The 14,989-nt window shown below is 70.1% G+C and carries 16 protein-coding genes; 8 read left to right on the forward strand and 8 right to left on the reverse strand.

The features are described 5' to 3' along the window. Nucleotides 1-192 precede the first annotated feature (192 nt). A complete protein-coding gene (locus AB0G15_RS32345; protein ID WP_362847048.1) occupies nucleotides 193-621 on the reverse strand; it encodes a hypothetical protein in 429 nt (142 codons plus the stop codon). 359 nt (nucleotides 622-980) lie between these two features. Here AB0G15_RS32345 and AB0G15_RS32350 point away from each other — a divergent pair, with 359 nt between their 5' ends. Next, nucleotides 981-1,457, forward strand: a complete 477-nt coding sequence (locus AB0G15_RS32350; RefSeq protein ID WP_362847050.1) for a helix-turn-helix domain-containing protein — start codon at nucleotides 981-983, stop codon at nucleotides 1,455-1,457. A gap of 398 nt (nucleotides 1,458-1,855) precedes the next feature. Continuing rightward, complete coding sequence (locus AB0G15_RS32355; protein WP_362847100.1) at nucleotides 1,856-2,467, forward strand: recombinase family protein; 612 nt, start codon at nucleotides 1,856-1,858, stop codon at nucleotides 2,465-2,467. A 108-nt stretch (nucleotides 2,468-2,575) separates the two neighbouring features. On the opposite strand, the gene AB0G15_RS32360 is transcribed toward AB0G15_RS32355, so the two are convergent. Beyond that, nucleotides 2,576-3,508, reverse strand: a complete 933-nt coding sequence (locus AB0G15_RS32360; protein WP_362847052.1) for a cysteine synthase family protein — start codon at nucleotides 3,506-3,508, stop codon at nucleotides 2,576-2,578. 693 nt (nucleotides 3,509-4,201) lie between these two features. On the opposite strand from AB0G15_RS32360, the gene AB0G15_RS32365 reads away from it, so the two are divergent. The 6 genes from AB0G15_RS32365 to AB0G15_RS32390 all read left to right on the forward strand — a co-directional run bounded on the left by AB0G15_RS32365 (nucleotide 4,202) and on the right by AB0G15_RS32390 (nucleotide 8,879). After that, complete coding sequence (locus AB0G15_RS32365; RefSeq protein WP_362847054.1) at nucleotides 4,202-4,714, forward strand: hypothetical protein; 513 nt, start codon at nucleotides 4,202-4,204, stop codon at nucleotides 4,712-4,714. Nucleotides 4,715-5,215: 501 nt separating this feature from the next. Continuing rightward, entirely contained in the window at nucleotides 5,216-5,572 is a 357-nt protein-coding gene (locus tag AB0G15_RS32370; RefSeq protein WP_362847056.1) for a metalloregulator ArsR/SmtB family transcription factor, read from the forward strand. Continuing rightward, nucleotides 5,562-6,638: a GNAT family N-acetyltransferase gene (locus AB0G15_RS32375; protein WP_362847058.1), complete on the forward strand. Its 1,077-nt coding sequence runs from the start codon at nucleotides 5,562-5,564 to the stop codon at nucleotides 6,636-6,638. The genes AB0G15_RS32370 and AB0G15_RS32375 overlap by 11 nt, the downstream gene beginning before the upstream one ends. Before the next feature lie 352 nt (nucleotides 6,639-6,990). Beyond that, nucleotides 6,991-7,332, forward strand: coding sequence for a metalloregulator ArsR/SmtB family transcription factor (locus AB0G15_RS32380; protein ID WP_362847060.1), 342 nt, complete (start codon nucleotides 6,991-6,993; stop codon nucleotides 7,330-7,332). Between the two features lie 94 nt (nucleotides 7,333-7,426). Then, on the forward strand, nucleotides 7,427-8,473 hold the full coding sequence (gene arsB, locus AB0G15_RS32385) for an ACR3 family arsenite efflux transporter (RefSeq protein ID WP_362847103.1): 1,047 nt from the start codon (nucleotides 7,427-7,429) through the stop codon (nucleotides 8,471-8,473). Continuing rightward, nucleotides 8,466-8,879 carry an arsenate reductase ArsC gene (locus tag AB0G15_RS32390; protein WP_362847062.1) on the forward strand — a complete coding sequence of 138 codons (414 nt, stop codon included), beginning with the start codon at nucleotides 8,466-8,468 and terminating at the stop codon, nucleotides 8,877-8,879. The genes arsB and AB0G15_RS32390 overlap by 8 nt, the downstream gene beginning before the upstream one ends. 88 nt (nucleotides 8,880-8,967) lie before the next feature. On the opposite strand, the gene AB0G15_RS32395 is transcribed toward AB0G15_RS32390, so the two are convergent. From AB0G15_RS32395 to AB0G15_RS32420, 6 genes are all read right to left on the reverse strand, one after another. After that, nucleotides 8,968-10,248 carry a M28 family peptidase gene (locus tag AB0G15_RS32395; protein WP_362847064.1) on the reverse strand — a complete coding sequence of 427 codons (1,281 nt, stop codon included), beginning with the start codon at nucleotides 10,246-10,248 and terminating at the stop codon, nucleotides 8,968-8,970. Continuing rightward, nucleotides 10,245-10,499, reverse strand: a complete 255-nt coding sequence (locus AB0G15_RS32400; protein WP_362847066.1) for a hypothetical protein — start codon at nucleotides 10,497-10,499, stop codon at nucleotides 10,245-10,247. The genes AB0G15_RS32395 and AB0G15_RS32400 overlap by 4 nt, the downstream gene beginning before the upstream one ends. 235 nt (nucleotides 10,500-10,734) lie before the next feature. Further along, nucleotides 10,735-11,811 (reverse strand): ArsO family NAD(P)H-dependent flavin-containing monooxygenase, encoded by a 1,077-nt coding sequence (locus AB0G15_RS32405; RefSeq protein ID WP_362847068.1) that lies wholly within the window; start codon nucleotides 11,809-11,811, stop codon nucleotides 10,735-10,737. Beyond that, entirely contained in the window at nucleotides 11,808-12,155 is a 348-nt protein-coding gene (locus AB0G15_RS32410) for a metalloregulator ArsR/SmtB family transcription factor (protein WP_362847070.1), read from the reverse strand. The genes AB0G15_RS32405 and AB0G15_RS32410 overlap by 4 nt, the downstream gene beginning before the upstream one ends. Nucleotides 12,156-12,188: 33 nt before the next feature. Further along, complete coding sequence (locus AB0G15_RS32415) at nucleotides 12,189-13,340, reverse strand: MFS transporter (RefSeq protein WP_362847072.1); 1,152 nt, start codon at nucleotides 13,338-13,340, stop codon at nucleotides 12,189-12,191. Between the two features lie 193 nt (nucleotides 13,341-13,533). Continuing rightward, the gene (locus AB0G15_RS32420) at nucleotides 13,534-14,934 is read right to left on the reverse strand and encodes an FAD-dependent oxidoreductase (protein ID WP_362847074.1); all 1,401 of its coding nucleotides are present in this window, start codon (nucleotides 14,932-14,934) and stop codon (nucleotides 13,534-13,536) included. Nucleotides 14,935-14,989: the final 55 nt, after the last annotated feature.

A 14,989-nucleotide genomic window follows, 5' to 3' on the forward strand; every position in this document is an offset into this window, starting at 1 on the left:
AGTGACTCACGATGAGCGCGTCCACGAAGAGGACACCATACGCACCGGGGTGACGGCCGAACGGCGCTGGAGGAGGTCCGTGCGGTTGTCGTGCACCCGCTCAGCGGGCACACGACAACCGCACGGCAACCGATCGATAGATAGGTGGCCCATGACCATCGGGCTCGCGTCCGATGATTCCTTCGGGCTTGCCTAGAAGGACTTCGGCTCAAGGAGCGAGCCCCATGTGTATTCGCCAGAGCTGTTGATTTGCCACGTGACCTGACCGACCACCGTCTCCCAACTGGGGTTGTCGGGGTTCAGCGAAGTGATGTGGTCGTAGTAGTTGGTCCTGGGATCCAAACAGTCGGTCCAGGTGTACCAGCCGGCGCCCAGGTAGAAATTCGTCCGCAGCGGCGTCGTAGCGTGACTCCAGGACTGCTCCCAGTCGTAGTTGCCGGCGGCCAGGTAGATCCGACGGTCCACGCACGAGGTGTCCCAGTTGTCTAGCGGCCATTGGGAAAGGTACTGGGTCTTGGAGTTGTACGCGGTCGTTCCCGCATCAGCGGCGGCAGGGGCCGAAACGGACGCGGTCAGGGCGAGGAATCCGCCTACGAGAATGAGAAGTTTCTTTCGGTTCATCGTTGTCCTTTGACGCTCGGGTGTAGCCGATTTGAGCCAAGCACGCAGGCGGCCGAGGCTTCGCTGCGGAGAAGGGCGCCGCGCCGGGCGAACGCCTCGCTTCTATGTGCACCCCGTCCAATGACCTCAGGAACAATGCGCTTTCGGCGATTCCGGACTCCTTGTCGCTCGACGCTGGTGAAAGGTGGAACGGGGGACTTTCTGGGCGGATTGCTACGTCAGCGGCGCGTTGTCCCGATCGGTATTGGATTCGCATGCGTCGGCGTATACCCGCTGGATAGGCCGGGAGCAACTTGCGTCATGCAAGTTATGCTAACCAGGCCGCTTTCATGACGCAAGCATGCGAGTAGACTTGGCACATGCTGAGGAAGACCTACGACTCAGAGGTGTGTTCGATCGCACGCGCCCTCGAGTTGATCGGCGAACGCTGGAGCCTGCTGATCATCCGCGACGCCCTGTTCGCGGGAGCGACCCGCTACAACGACTTCCACCGCCGCCTGGGCATCGCGACCAACATCCTCAAGACCCGCCTCGACGGCTTCGTCGAGACCGGGATCATGCGGCGCCACCGGTATTCCGAGCAGCCCGAACTTTACGAGTACCTGCTGACCGAAAAAGGGCGTGCGCTCGCACCCGCACTGGTCGCCCTCACCGAATGGGGCGACCAGTGGTCAACCGACGGCGAGCCGCCGATCCTCTACACCCACGCGGAGTGCGGCGCCGGAATCACCCAGCAAACGGTATGCGCCCACTGCGGCTGCGTGGAGGACCCAACCGAGATCCACGCCACGATCGGCCCCGGAATGCCCCCCGACCGAATACCCCGAAAAGCCTGATCTTCGCCGGGCCCGCACAAAACACCAGCGGCTCGCCACCGCTGAGTGGCCGGCGCCGTCGAGACAGCTGCTCACGCGTACTGCGCCGACACTCAGGCTCGCGTTCCTCGGCGATGAACTCGCCGGCCTCCGTCTTCGAAGCCGTCGGGCCTGTCCAGTCAACGGCTCTGGCTCACTTTCGGTGGTAAAGGAACGTGCGCGTCATGCTGACGTCGCAGAGCTGGGCGGGTTCCTCACCACAGGACTGCGGAACCGCGCGATCGCCTGCGCGCCTGTTCGCCGGGTCGCGCCACGCCCCCCTTTTTTTGACCGGCTGATTCGTCCCCAACCCGCCCTCATCGCCTATGACCACGCTTGGTCACCACCGAAAGTGAGCCAGAGCCGAAAACCGTACAGTCCTGTCCGGCAAGAACGCTGAGCGGCCCGAGCCGGCCGCCTGCCACGCCTTCCTGGCCGCCGGGGACACGCTCGGGGTGCCGTCGCCGGATCGCTACGGTCGCTCGCTGGCCGACCTGATCGCGATGGTGGGCGAGCTGCGCCGGCCGGGACAGCGAACACACAAGACCGGGCCGCTGCCCGCAGCCGAGCACCGGGCGCTCCTGGGCCGGCTGGAGGACTTCGAGCGCGCCGCCCGCGAGCGGTGCGAGGCGCTGCGCACCCAGGCGCAGTGGGCCGAGGAGTTCGCCGACGACCTGCGGCGGCGCGGCAGGCAGGCTGCACCCGCTCCCTCTCGGGTCCGTCCGGTGCCGCCGGTCCCGGCTGACGGTTCCGGGTTTCCCGGCGGCCGATGCCGCGGTGGCCGGTCAGGCCGGGGACATCACCTCGTACAGGTTGCGGGCGGCGTCGAGGAAGAACAGCCCGCGACACCACCACAGGACCCGGAGCAGACCGCCGACTCCACCGAACTCGGGTTACACCAGGAGTCTCCATCAATGCCGGACGGGTTCAGCTCGCGGGGTTCGCACTGTCGGGTACGGCCATCGCTCTGTATTCCTTCGATCTTGGTTTAGCAATCTGAAGGATCACGCGATGGCCGTCCTCGTTTCACGAAACCATGCCTTCTACCTGGGAAAACTCGTACACCATCTCAGTGGGCACAGCCGCGGGAAGAGCCTCGATCAGCGTTGGTACACCTTGGTGCTGAGGTACTTCAGCCCCGAGTCGACCAGCAGGGTCGCGACCCTGGCCTGCGGCCCCAACTGCTGCCCGAGCTGGATGGCGGCGAGGACATTTGCCCCGGACGACGTCCCGGCGAACAATCCCTCTTCCCGAGCCAGACGCCTGGCCATCTCCTCGGCGTCGGCGGTGGAGATGGGAACGATGTCATCCGGAAGGGTGGGATCCCACATCGGCGGAAGGTAGCCGATGCCGATGCCTTCGATGCGGTGTGCGCCGGGCTGACCGCCGGAGAGCACCGCGGACTCCGCTGGTTCTACCGCGACGACTCGAAGCGCTGGATTGTGACGCTTGAGGGGGGTCATCGCCCCGCGAAGTGAGGCCGTCGTCCCGATCGAGTGGACGAACGCATCGACTCGTCCCCCTGTCTGCTGCCAAATCTCCTCGCCCATGGGGTGGTAGCCGACGATGCTGTCAGCATTGTTCAGCTGATCGGTCCAGTACGTGCGCGGTTGTCGGCTGAACTCCCGGGCGGTTTCGATCATGCCCTGGATGAGGGCCTTGGTGATCAGCCCGTTCTCGCTGGGCACGAGGGTGAGCTCCGCGCCGAGCGCCGCCATTTGGATCAGCTTGTCCTCACTGAAGGCATCCGAGCTGACAATCCGCAGACGGTAGCCCTTGGCCGCGCACACCAGAGCGAGAGAGGCACCGGTACTGCCCCCGGTGTACTCGACAACGGTGTCACCGGGCCTTAACCGCCCATCGCCCTCGGCTCTCGTGATCATTGACTGGGCCATTCGATCCTTCATGCTCCCAGTCGGGTTCTGGCCCTCCACCTTGACGAAGATCTCCGCGCATCCGGCCGGCACCACCCTGCGCAGTCTCACCAGCGGTGTGTTTCCAATCGCCGTCAGTACGCTGCTGTCACTGTCCATGATCCATTGGTTCCTTTCGATGTCCGTGCTGCGCTTCGATCGTCCGGCCGATCGCACGCCGTATCCAGTTCTATTTGTGAACCGCTGCGAATGTCGCATCGGGGGTTGAGGAACATCGGTACGAAAAGTAATGTCAAGTCCTGTCACCCCAGGTCATCCCACTGTGACGGGCTGCCTGCTCTTGGCCGTCACGGGCAGAGGTCCCGGAGTCGAATGTCTCGGGATCAGGAGTGTCGTTAAGAGTCGTGTCACCAGGTACGGGTGCGGCCGGAATACGGGAGAAAGGGGCCGCGCCTTCCTGCAACCGCAGGTCGGACGGCGCATTCGGCGGCAGGGGTTTCGGCGGCCGTCCGCAGCGCGACGGATGAGACCGGAATGCCCAGTGAACCATGATCAGTGCGTTGGCCTGCGGTAATGCGGTTCAGGAGACCAGGCAAAGCCCTGCTTCTACCTCGTCGGCACCCGGGTGCGGTGTCTTTCTGCCGCATTCCAGCTCCACCCGGGGTACACGGGAGTGTATTGGGCCTGTTCATCGGCTTCTGTCGCTGACCGGATCGATCTGACAGGATGCGCGCATCAACTAGTATCATCCTGGCCTTCACCTGCACTGACGCAATCGCGTGTACCTGGTGACACCAGTCTTACCAACCCCCCGACTTGTCCTCCCGGTTCGCCGTGCCCGACTGTTGAGGCATGAAGATCTTGATTGCCCTTGTCGCCGTGCTGCTGTTGGCCTTCCTGAACGGCTGTGGCGTGGTACGGACACAGGGAGCCGGGCCGTCGATGTCACCATCGCCCCTACTTCCTTGCCCGGAATCTGCTGAGGCGCCGATGCCCAGCCCTTGCGTGACGATGCCCTCCTGGGAGCAGAAGCACGCGGACAATGAGGCATACCGCCAGCGCGGCGAGCTTCGTCCGGAGGCGGCTGCGGAAGTCAAGCCGGTGGCCGAGGCCCTGCGGGGCAAATTCGCCGACCTGCGCGAGCGGGCACTGCACGGCGAGGCCCACGTCGCAAAAGCGGTCCGGGCGGTCGCCCCGCCGGGGACGAACGTCATCATCAGAGCGGGAGGCGTTCGCTCCGCTGTGGTGTTCGCCATCGAACTGTCGGGAGGATGCCTGACCGGCTTCTACGACGAGCGCGAGTCGAAGGTAGAGGTGGGGGGCTACATCAACGACGGTGGTTGCCTGACAGCTCCCGGTCACTGACCCTCTATGTCCACCAACGTCGTGGCTGTCCCGGCCGCAGACTCTGCGACCTGCGCCGCGCCCTCACCGGCGTCCATGACCACCAGGCGGCAAGCCCACATGAGAGGCCCATCCACCTCCGCTTCGTTGCCACCATGGCCGTCGGCTCCATCACCGGAGTGGTTACGGCTGTGGACAACCAGGGCCGGGCAGTGGCCGAATCATGGCGTCCGGGCGTCCTGGGGCGCTGATCTGGGCGGATGCGATTCGTAAGACCGGATAGAGCTGATGTTCTGTCCGGTCAGACTTCACGCTGAGCTACTTTGCCCCTGGTGATACCGACCCGAGCGCCGGGCCAAGAGGGCCGTGCGGGCGGCGCCGTTGTGACACGCCGTCCGGATCGGCGAAGAGGGAGGGCGGGGGCCGTCGAGGGGTGACCTGCCCGACACGCACCCTCATCATCAAGATCTCGACGCCGTCCTCGTTGCCGGGCGATCTGTCATCGATTATCGTCGATTTACGATGAATGAGAGGTCGGAGCCGCTGGAGCGTGGGGCGGCGGAGGAGTACGCGAGCTGGTTCAGGGCGCTGGCCGACGGCACCCGCATCCAGATCGTGTCGTTGATGGCCCGGCGGCGCGAGCCGATGAGCGTCGGGGAGATCGTCGCCGCCGTCGGGGTCGGGCAGTCGACGGTCTCGCACCACCTGAGGATCCTGTCCGAGGTGCGGTTCGTCCTGGTGGAGCGGCATGGCACCTCCAGCATGTACCGGATCAACGAAGCCTGCGTGAGCTGCTTTCCCACCGCGGCCGACGTGGTGATGGGCAATCCCGTCCCGGCCGCCCCCATCCGCGACCGAGGAGCACGCCATGGCACATGAGGAGGTCGCCGAGCTGCGCGCGGGCGAGACCGTGCTCGATCTGGGCTCCGGGGGCGGCATCGACGTGTTGCTGTCGGCCCGCCGGGTCGGCCCGTCCGGAAAGGCCTACGGCCTGGACGCCAGCGCCGACATGGTCGCGCTCGCCCGGCGCAACGCCGCCGAGGCGGGCGCTGCCAACACCGAGTTCGTGTGCGGCACCATCGAGGCCATCCCGCTGCCCGACCGCGCGGTCGACGTCGTCATCTCCAACTGCGTGGTCAACCTCTCCCGCGACAAGGCGGCCGTGCTCGCCGAGACCTTCCGGGTGCTGCGGCCCGGCGGCCGCCTCGGCATCGGCGACGTCATCTCCTCCGGGGCCGATGCCGAAGCCGGTGGGGGAGTGGACCCCGGCCCGCGGGCGGCGGCCGGGCATCAGGTGGACCGCGTCGTCGGATCCCTCACCCTCGCCGGGTATCACGACCTGCTGCTGGAAAGCGGATTCATCGACGCCTCGGTCACCTTGACCGCCGATCACGGCGACGGGGTTCACTCGGTGATCGTCCAGGCGATCAAACCCGCGATCTCGCCTGGCCTGGAGATCCGGCCGATGCGGGACACCGATGCCGGGCCGGTGCTCGCCATCTACCAGGCGGGCCTGGACGGCGGCCAGGCCAGCTTCGAGACGGCCGCCCCGGCCTGGGAACACTTCACCGCGGGCAAGCTGGCGCGTCCACGCTACGTCGCCGCCGACGTCGACACCGGCGAGGTCGTCGGCTGGGTGGCCGCCTCCCCGACATCGGCTCGCCCGGTCTATGCGGGGGTCGTCGAACACAGTCTCTACGTCCACCCGGGCTGCCAGGGCCGCGGCGTCGGCCGCGCACTGCTGAGCGCGTTCATCTCCGCCTCCGAACAGGCCGGCATCTGGACGATCCAGGCGGGCATCTTCCCCGACAACGCCCCCAGCCTCGCCCTGCACCGGGCACTCGGCTTTCGCGTGGTCGGCGTCCGCGAGCGCGTCGGCCGCCGGCACGGCCTCTGGCGCGACGTGGTCATGCTGGAACGGCGCAGCACGGTCACCGGCACCTGACGACGCCGTCACGACGAGTCCGCAGGCCACCGGTGTCGTACGGGGAAACCGCCGGTGACTCTCGCGTGCGATCGTCTGCGCCACCGGCGTGGTGGTCGCCATGGGCCGCGAAGACGCCTGCTCGGCCTTGCCCGGCAACCGCTCCCCGGACCGGGAGTCGCCCGGCCCGGATGGCGGGAGCGCCGCGGAGGCAGGACCGGTCCGGGGGAGATCGAGCGGCGGGTGCGCGCCCTGCCGGCCGGCCTCATGTGCCCGGCGCCGGAGAAGGCGGCCCTTCCGTATCGTGCCTTGATAGATCTGTGTCAATATAGATGTCAGTCGACTTCGATGGATCTCTATATGGGAGGGTCTGATGGAGCCGCTTGAGCTTTTGGAGTGCAGCCCGCCGCTGACGCGTGAGCCGCTCAGCGCCGAGCAGGGCGTCGCCGTGGCGCGGGTGTTCAAGGCACTGGGGGATCCGGTACGGCTGCGCATCGTGTCGATCGTGGCCAGCCATGCCGGCGGCGAGGTGTGCGTGTGCGACCTGACCGGCGCCTTCGAGCTGTCACAGCCGACCATCAGCCACCACCTGAAGGTGCTGAAAGAGGTCGGGCTGCTGGTCTCCGAGCGCCGGGCCTCGTGGGTGTACTACCGCTTGGTCCCCGAGACCCTGGCCGAGCTTTCGGCTTTGATCAACGTTCCCGTCACGGCCTGAGCGCGACCACGAAAGGAACTCCATGTCCTCACCGTCCATTCGAGCTCCGCTTTCCGCCCCGGGGGAGCAGCCGGGCGTGATCGGCGCCCTGTCGATGCTGGATCGCCTCCTGCCGGTGTGGATCGGGCTGGCGATGGCCGCCGGGCTGCTGCTGGGGCGCCTGGTGCCCGGGCTGAACTCCGCGCTGGAGGCGGTGAAGGTCGGTGAGATCTCGCTGCCGATCGCGCTGGGCCTGCTGTTGATGATGTATCCGGTGCTGGCCAAGGTCCGTTACGACCGCCTGGGCACCGTCACCGGCGACCGCCGTCTGCTTTTCGCCTCCTTGGTGCTCAACTGGGTGGTCGGCCCGGCGCTGATGTTCGCGCTGGCCTGGTTGTTGCTGCCCGACCTGCCTGAATATCGCACCGGTCTGATCATCGTCGGCCTGGCCCGGTGCATCGCCATGGTGCTGATCTGGAACGATCTGGCCTGTGGCGACCGCGAGGCCGCCGCCGTCCTGGTCGCGATCAACTCGGTCTTCCAGGTGCTGGCCTTCGGCGTGCTCGGCTGGTTCTACCTGCAGGTCCTGCCCGGCTGGCTGGGGCTGGGTGAAGGCGCCGCGTTGCGGGTCTCGGCCTGGGACATCGCCTGGTACGTGCTGATCTTCCTCGGCATCCCGCTGGTGGCGGGCTATCTGTCGCGCACGCTGGGTGAGCGCGCCCGGGGCCGTGACTGGTACGAGGAGCGCTTCCTGCCGAGGATCGGGCCGATCGCGTTGTACGGGCTGCTGTTCACCATCGTCATCCTGTTCGCCCTGCAGGGCGAGACGATCACTTCCCGGCCTGGGGACGTGGCCCGCATCGCGGTGCCGCTGCTGGCCTACTTCGCCCTCATGTGGGGTGGCTCCTTCCTGGCCGGCCGGGCGATCGGCCTGACCTACGAGCGCACCACCACGCTCGCCTTCACCGCGGCGGGCAACAACTTCGAGCTGGCCATCGCGGTCGCGGTCGGCGTGTTCGGCGTCACCTCCGGCCAGGCCCTGGCCGGGGTGGTCGGCCCGCTCATCGAGGTGCCCGTCCTGGTCGCCCTGGTCTATGTCAGCCTGGCCGGCCGCCGCCTGTTCTCCACCACCGCCACGCCGAAGGGATCAGCCAATGCCTGACACAGCCGATACGCCCCAGGTTTTGTTCGTCTGCGTGCACAACGCGGGCCGATCCCAGATGGCCGCCGGCTGGCTCACCCATTTGGCGGGAGACCGGATCGAGGTCCGTTCGGCCGGATCGGAGCCCGCGGAGGCGATCAACCCGGTCGCGGTGCGGGCGATGGCCGAGGTCGGCATCGACATCGCCGCTGAGCGGCCCAAGGTGCTGACCGTCGAAGCGGTGCGGGTGTGCGATGTGGTCATCACCATGGGCTGCGGGGACACCTGCCCGTTCTTCCCCGGCAAGCGGTACGAGGACTGGAAGCTCGACGACCCCTTCGGCCAGGACATCGACGCCGTCCGGAGCATCCGCGACGAGATTCGCGCCCGTGTCGAGAACCTGATCGCCGACCTCGACGCCCGATGACCCGGCGCGGGCATCGGAGCCGGGTCCGCGTTCCTGAACGTCTGGACCGCGGGCCCGCACGCCGGCGGTCCAGGTCCGGCGGCCCCGCTCAGGGGCGCGTGCCGGCCAGCAGCCAGACGGTGGAGACGAGCAGGCGGGCGGCGGCGGCCAGGGTGGCCGGCTCGACGCGGTCGGGGGTCTCGGCGGGGGTCTGGTAGCCGGGCATGCCCATGCCGATGCCGATCGCGGCCAGTCCCGCCGCGGCGTAGCGGCGGTTGTCCGAGGCCATCGCCCCGGCCCGCAACGCCACCCCGGTGCGGCGGGCGGCCTGGTCCACGACGGCCAGCAGGGCATGGGCCGGGCCGCCCGCCTCGACGAAGGCGGCCTGGTGCAGCTGCGCGGCCCCGTCCAGGTTGATGACCTGGGTGCCCGGCGCCACGGCGGGGGCGTGGTGGGCCGAGCCCCGGGCGCCGGCCTCTTCGGCGTCCAGGAAGGACACTCCCAGATCCACCGGCACGGTCAAGGTGGTGAGGACGCGGGCGGCTTCCAGGATCGCGGCCACCCCGGAGGCGTTGTCGGCCGCGGCGGGCAGGCGACGGTCCGGGTCGTCGCCCACTCCGTCGAAGTGCGCCGTCAGCAGCACCCGCGGTCCGCCCTCCGTTCCTTTTCCCGCTCCCTTGTGCGGCACGCCCGGCCCGGCCGGCAGGCGGCCGTGAACGTTGACGCCGCCGGCGCCGACCGCGCGCAGCGGCGCCGACGCGGTCACGGTCACCTCTCCGGCGGTGAGGGCGTCGGCCAGTTGCCGGTGCAGGTCGGCGCGTACTCCGATGACCGCCACCGCATGCCGGGCGGGCCCGGCGATCATTTTGGGCATCCACCCGCCGTCGTCGGTGTCTCGCGCCGTCAGCACGCCGAGGGCGCCGCCGGTTTCGGCGCGCCGGCAGATCTGCGCCCATTCGCCGGCCGGAGCCAGCACCCAGTGCCCGCCGAGATGGGCCGTGCCCGCGTCCGCCAGCGGCGCCGAGCGCGGATCGGGCAGTTCGGCCGAGGTCGGGTGTTCGACGAACTCGCGGCGATGCTCCAGCCGCCGGGTCGCCCGGCCGGTGCTCCACCGCAGCACCGGCGTGCGGTACAGCTCTCGCACCTCGGTGACGTCGAACGGGTCCAGCCGGACCTCGGCGCCCAGCGCGCGTAACCGGCCGGCGAGCCAGGCGGCGGCGGCGTGGCCGCCGGGAGTGCCCACCCGGCGGCCCGCGTAGCGGTCGGCGGCCAGTTCCGCGACGCAGTCGAGCATCCGCCGCGCGTTCACCTGTTCCAGGGCGGCCGCCAGGCCGGGGACCTCGGCCGCCTGTGGTGGTACGGGCGAGGAGAGGGGGGCCGGGGAACTCATCCGCAGCATCCGCCGGAGGTGTCGCCGGCAGCGGCGGCGGCCGGGGTGGCCGGGGTGGCCGATGCCTGGGCGCGGCTTTCGGTGTGGCTGCTCTGCCCGGCCTCGGCCGCGCCTCCGCAACACGACACGGCCGTGGAGGCGGCGTCGTCGGACGCGCTGGGAACGGGACCTCCGCAGCATCCTCCGGCCGCGGGCGGGGTGAAGGCTTCCTGCGGGTCTCCGATGAATCCACCGGTGCTCTCGCTCGCCATGGTGTGTCCCTTTCGAATCGGTTGCGCATGTTTCTTGCGCCGCATCGACCGTCGGATTTGACGGATATCTAAGTAGGGCCAGCGTTTCACCTTGATTAGAGAAGTGTCAAGTTAGAGGGACATCTAATCAAAGCGGCGAGGTGGGCTCGCGGTTCAGGCGGCGTTCCTTCCCCGCGCCCGCAGGCCGCTCGCCACGAACGATCGCCTCCCCGCGTCTCGCCGCGGCAGGCGACTGTCAGGACCCGAGCTGCCGCAGGGCTTCGGTGACACAGGTTTTGGCGGAGCGGGCGGCGCCGATCAAAGTAGCCGAGGCGGGGCCGGTCCAGTCGCCGTAGCCCAGCAGATGCAGACGAGGTTCTCCGAGCGAGCGGGTGCCCTCGGTGGGGATCAGGCCGTCGTGGCCGCGCAGTCGCAGCGGAGCCAGGTGGCCGAGCGCGGGGCGGAACCCGGTACACCAGATGATTGTCCCGCACGCCAGCTCGGTGCCGTCGGCCCAGGCCACCCCGGTCGCGGTGAGGCGGGTGAACATGGGCTCGGCCTTGAGGGCGCCGCGCTCGCGGGCCTCGCGAACGGGTGGTACGGCGACGATGTCACCCAGGTCGCCGATGCCGGCCGCGCCGGCCGCGCGGGCACGACGGGTGGCCAGATCGAACAACGCCCTGCCGTCGACCTCGTCGGGCAGCAGCCGGGGCGGGCGCAGGGTGGTCCAGGTGGTGCTCGCGACGGTGGAGACCTCGGCGAGGATCTGCGCGGCGGAGTTGGCGCCGCCCACGATCACCACACGCTCACCGCGCAGGGGTTCGGGCCCGGTGTAGCCGGCGGTGTGCAGTTGGCGGCCCTCGAAGTCACCGATGCCCGGGTAGTGCGGGATGAACGGCCGCCACCAGGTGCCGGTCGCGCTGATCACGACACGCGCCTGCCAGGTGCCGGCGTCGGTCTGGACCGTCAGATGGTCCTCGCCCCGTCGTACGGCCCGTACACGCACGGGGCGGACGATCGGCAATCCGTAGCGCTGCTCGTAGTCGGCCAGGTAGGCGACGGTGTCGGCCGCGCCTGGAGAGCCCCCGCCCGCGGGTGCGGGCATCATCCGGCCCGGCAGCGAACTGTACCGGGCGGGAGAGAACAGGCGCAGCGAGGGCCAGGCGTGCCGCCAGGCGCCGCCCGGCTGGTCCTGGGCGTCGAGAATGACGAAATCGGCCTTCGCCCGGCGCAGGTGGTAGCCCGCCGCCAGCCCGGCCTGCCCGCCGCCGACCACCAGCACCTCGACCCGCCGCGGCGAAGGCGGCGGCGCGTTCGCCTCGGCCGGGCTCACGCGTTCGCGGGCTCGGCCAGCGGGGTGAACAGCGCGCCCAGCCGGGCCACCGCCGAGGGGACGATCCGGTAGTAGACCCAGGTGCCGCGCCGCTCGCTGTCGATCAGCCCGGCCACCCGCAGGGTCTTGAGGTGGTGGGAGATGGTGGGGGCGCTCAGGTCGAAGGCGCCGGTCAGGTCGCACACGCAGGCCTCGCCGCCGGGATGGGAGCCGATCATCGACAGCAGGCGCAACCGGACGGGGTCGGCGACCGCCTTGAGTGCCGCCGCGAGTTCGGCCGCGTCGGCCGGCGAGATGGGCTCGCGGGCGATCGGGGCACAGCACTGGGCGGTGGTGGCGGTCATACGGCGACTCCCCTGCTTCGACATTCGTCTAAATCATACGTGGTGGTAGGCGACCAGCGCGAGCGCGGCGGTCGCGCAGGCCACCGCCACGGCCGCCATCACCCACCCGTAACCGACCGCCTGGGCCAGCGCGACCGCGCCCAGCGGCGCCAGGGCTTTGTCGGCGACGGAGAAGGCGGCGACGCGGCCCGACAGCGAGGCGTAGGCGCTCGTGCCGTAGCGCTGCAGGAGCAGGTGGGGCAGGGTGATGGAGGCGATGCCGAACCCGAGCCCGACCCCCAGCACGCAGCCGATGGCGCCCGGCACCGTGCGCCCGGCCAGCGGGAGCAGCGCGGCGGCGACACCCTGCAGGGCGAAGATCGCGGCGGCGATGAGGGCGGCGGGCAGGCGGCGTTGCAGGCCGGTGGTGAGCAGGCGGCCGGTCACCGACAGCACCCCCAGCAGCCCGGCCAGCGTGGCGGCCAGGACCGGTGGGTGGCCCAGATGAATGAGGTAGGTGATGAGCAGGACGGCCATCACCGCCACCGCGCCGCCGTTGGCGGTGAAGGCGACCACCAGCAGCCAGAACGGCCGCCGGCGGGTGGCGGCCCTGACGATTTCGGCCCGCTCGCGGGTCGTGGCCGGCCGGCGGCCGGCGCGGGCGGGGCGGCGCACGACGAGGGCGTGCAGCGGGATCGCCGCCACTCCGTAGATCACGGCCAGGACCACCAGGGCGGTGCGCCAGCCGTAGGAGTCGACCAGCAGGCCGGTCAGCGGCAGGAAGATGGTGGAGGCGAACCCGGCGACGACGGTGAGCGCGAGCAGGGCGTTGGCCCGGCCGCCGTCGTGACCCGGGCCGGGACCGTCGAACCAGCTGACGATGACGGCGAAGGCGCTCTCGTACAGCACCATCGCGCACGCGACGCCGATCGCGGCGAAGACCGCGTACAGCTGGGGCAGGTTCTCCACCCGCGACCAGGCCAGGACGGCGAGCGTGCCGATGACCGACCCCGTGGTCATCAGGCCCCGGCCGCCGCGGGCGTCCAGCAGGCGGCCGACCAGCGGGGCGCACAGCGCGGCGACCAGGATCGAGCCGGTCAGCGCGGCGGCTGTCTGGGTGGCGCCGGCCCGCAGGTCGGCCGCCATGGGGGTGAGGAAGACGGAGAAGGCGTAGTAGAGCACGCCGTAGCCGGTGGTCTGCGTCACGGCCAGGGCGGTAACGATGCGCCATCCCTGAGCCGGACGCGGCCCGCCGCCCCCGGGAGCGGGGGCGGCGGGCTCTGCGGCGGCCTCGGCGGAGCTCACCCGCGGCTACCGGTGCGACCGGCGGTGGGGTGTGCCTCGGGCATCTGACGCTCCCTGTGTCTGCGGTTTCGGTACGGGTCGACGGCCGGCGCGTTCAGCCGCAGCAGCCACCACCGTCGCTGCCGCCGGCGGTGACCAGCGGGAGCGGGGTGGCGAGCAGGCCGCCGCCGATGCCGGTGGCCAGGCCGACCCGCCGCTCTTGCGCCTCGGCCAGACCGGAGGAGCATACGCCGGTTTCGGGCAGCTCCAACCGCACGTCGTGGGCGGCGTCCCAGTCTCCGGCCAGGGCGGCGACGACGGACCGGACCTGCTCGTATCCGGTGGCCATCAGGAAGGTCGGGGCGCGGCCGTAGCTTTTGACGCCGACGGCGTAGTAGCCGCTCTCGGGGTGGGACAGCTCGCGGACGCCGTGGGCCGGGACGGTGCCGCAGGAGTGCTGGTTGGGGTCGATCAACGGGGCCAGCGCCCGGGGGGAGCCAAGGATGGGGTCGAGGTCCAGGCGCAGCTCGGAGGCGATGGAGTGATCGGGCCGGTATCCGGTGGCGGCCACGACGCGCTCGGCGGTGACGGACTGCTCGGCGCCGGAGGGGTCGCGGCTGAGGACCGTCACCTGGCCGCCGGCCTCGGTGACGGAGTGGGTGAGGAAACCGGTCAGCAGCCGGATGCGTCCATCCTCGACCAGAGTGTGCAGGCGGGCGCCGAGGGCGCCGCGGGCGGGCAGCGCGTCGGCCTCGCCGCCGCCGTAGGCGCGTGCCGCGCTGCCCGCCCGGATCGCCCACGTGAGGGGGGTGTCCTGCAGCCGGGCCAGAGCCAGCAGCGTGGTGGCCGCCGAATGGCCGGCGCCCACCACGAGGGTGTGGCGGCCCTCGTACCTCTCGCGGTCGGCGCCCAGCACATCGGGCAGCGCGTGGTCGATGAGCACGGCCGCCTCGGGCTCACCGTGGGCGGGAAGGCCGTTCGCCCCCAGCACGTTGGGCGTGGCCCAGGTACCGGAGGCGTCGACGATCGCCCGGGCGTGGATCTCGCGGCCGTCGGCCAGGCGGATCAGGAACGGCACCTGCTCGCGGCCGACGGAGCGGACCCGGTCGTGACCCAGGCGGCTGATCGCGGTCACCGTCGCGCCGAAGCGCACGCGGGGGGCGATCGCCGGGTGCTTGGCCAGCGGGGTGAGGTAGTCGTCGATCAGCTCGGCGCCGGTCGGCAGCCACTCGGGATCCGGCGCGCTCCAGCCTTCGCCCTGGAGCAGGCGCCGGGCCGCGGCGTCGACGTTGTAGCGCCACGGGCTGAAGGTGCGCACATGCCCCCACTGGGCGATCGAGGCTCCCACCTGCTGCCCGGACTCCAGAAGGAGGAAGTTCAGGCCGCGCTCGACCAGGTGAGCGGCGGCGGCCAGGCCCGCCGGGCCCGCACCGATCACCACCACGGGCGGTTCGCCGCCCTCGGACGTGAACGGCTCGATCTCCGCGGCCGCCGGGCCGCGCTGTCCATCACTCATGATCGTCTCTCCTGTGAATCGCGTGCTGATCGTCAAGGATGCCGGGATGGAGGTG

It is taken from the genome of Streptosporangium sp. NPDC023825 (assembly GCF_040639575.1).
Lineage (GTDB): Bacteria > Actinomycetota > Actinomycetes > Streptosporangiales > Streptosporangiaceae > Streptosporangium.

Excerpts from the sequence above, each read along its gene's own strand:
- AB0G15_RS32365 (WP_362847054.1), top strand. The coding sequence starts at position 4,202 with ATGAAGATCTTGATTGCCCTTGTCGCCGTGCTGCTGTTGGCCTTCCTG.
- AB0G15_RS32350 (WP_362847050.1), top strand. The coding sequence starts at position 981 with ATGCTGAGGAAGACCTACGACTCAGAGGTGTGTTCGATCGCACGCGCC.
- AB0G15_RS32370 (WP_362847056.1), top strand. The coding sequence starts at position 5,216 with ATGAATGAGAGGTCGGAGCCGCTGGAGCGTGGGGCGGCGGAGGAGTAC.
- AB0G15_RS32360 (WP_362847052.1), bottom strand. The coding sequence starts at position 3,508 with ATGGACAGTGACAGCAGCGTACTGACGGCGATTGGAAACACACCGCTG.
- AB0G15_RS32375 (WP_362847058.1), top strand. The coding sequence starts at position 5,562 with ATGGCACATGAGGAGGTCGCCGAGCTGCGCGCGGGCGAGACCGTGCTC.
- AB0G15_RS32390 (WP_362847062.1), top strand. The coding sequence starts at position 8,466 with ATGCCTGACACAGCCGATACGCCCCAGGTTTTGTTCGTCTGCGTGCAC.
- AB0G15_RS32380 (WP_362847060.1), top strand. The coding sequence starts at position 6,991 with ATGGAGCCGCTTGAGCTTTTGGAGTGCAGCCCGCCGCTGACGCGTGAG.
- AB0G15_RS32400 (WP_362847066.1), bottom strand. The coding sequence starts at position 10,499 with ATGGCGAGCGAGAGCACCGGTGGATTCATCGGAGACCCGCAGGAAGCC.
- AB0G15_RS32345 (WP_362847048.1), bottom strand. The coding sequence starts at position 621 with ATGAACCGAAAGAAACTTCTCATTCTCGTAGGCGGATTCCTCGCCCTG.
- AB0G15_RS32410 (WP_362847070.1), bottom strand. The coding sequence starts at position 12,155 with ATGACCGCCACCACCGCCCAGTGCTGTGCCCCGATCGCCCGCGAGCCC.
- arsB (WP_362847103.1), top strand. The coding sequence starts at position 7,427 with ATGCTGGATCGCCTCCTGCCGGTGTGGATCGGGCTGGCGATGGCCGCC.
- AB0G15_RS32420 (WP_362847074.1), bottom strand. The coding sequence starts at position 14,934 with ATGAGTGATGGACAGCGCGGCCCGGCGGCCGCGGAGATCGAGCCGTTC.
- AB0G15_RS32395 (WP_362847064.1), bottom strand. The coding sequence starts at position 10,248 with ATGAGTTCCCCGGCCCCCCTCTCCTCGCCCGTACCACCACAGGCGGCC.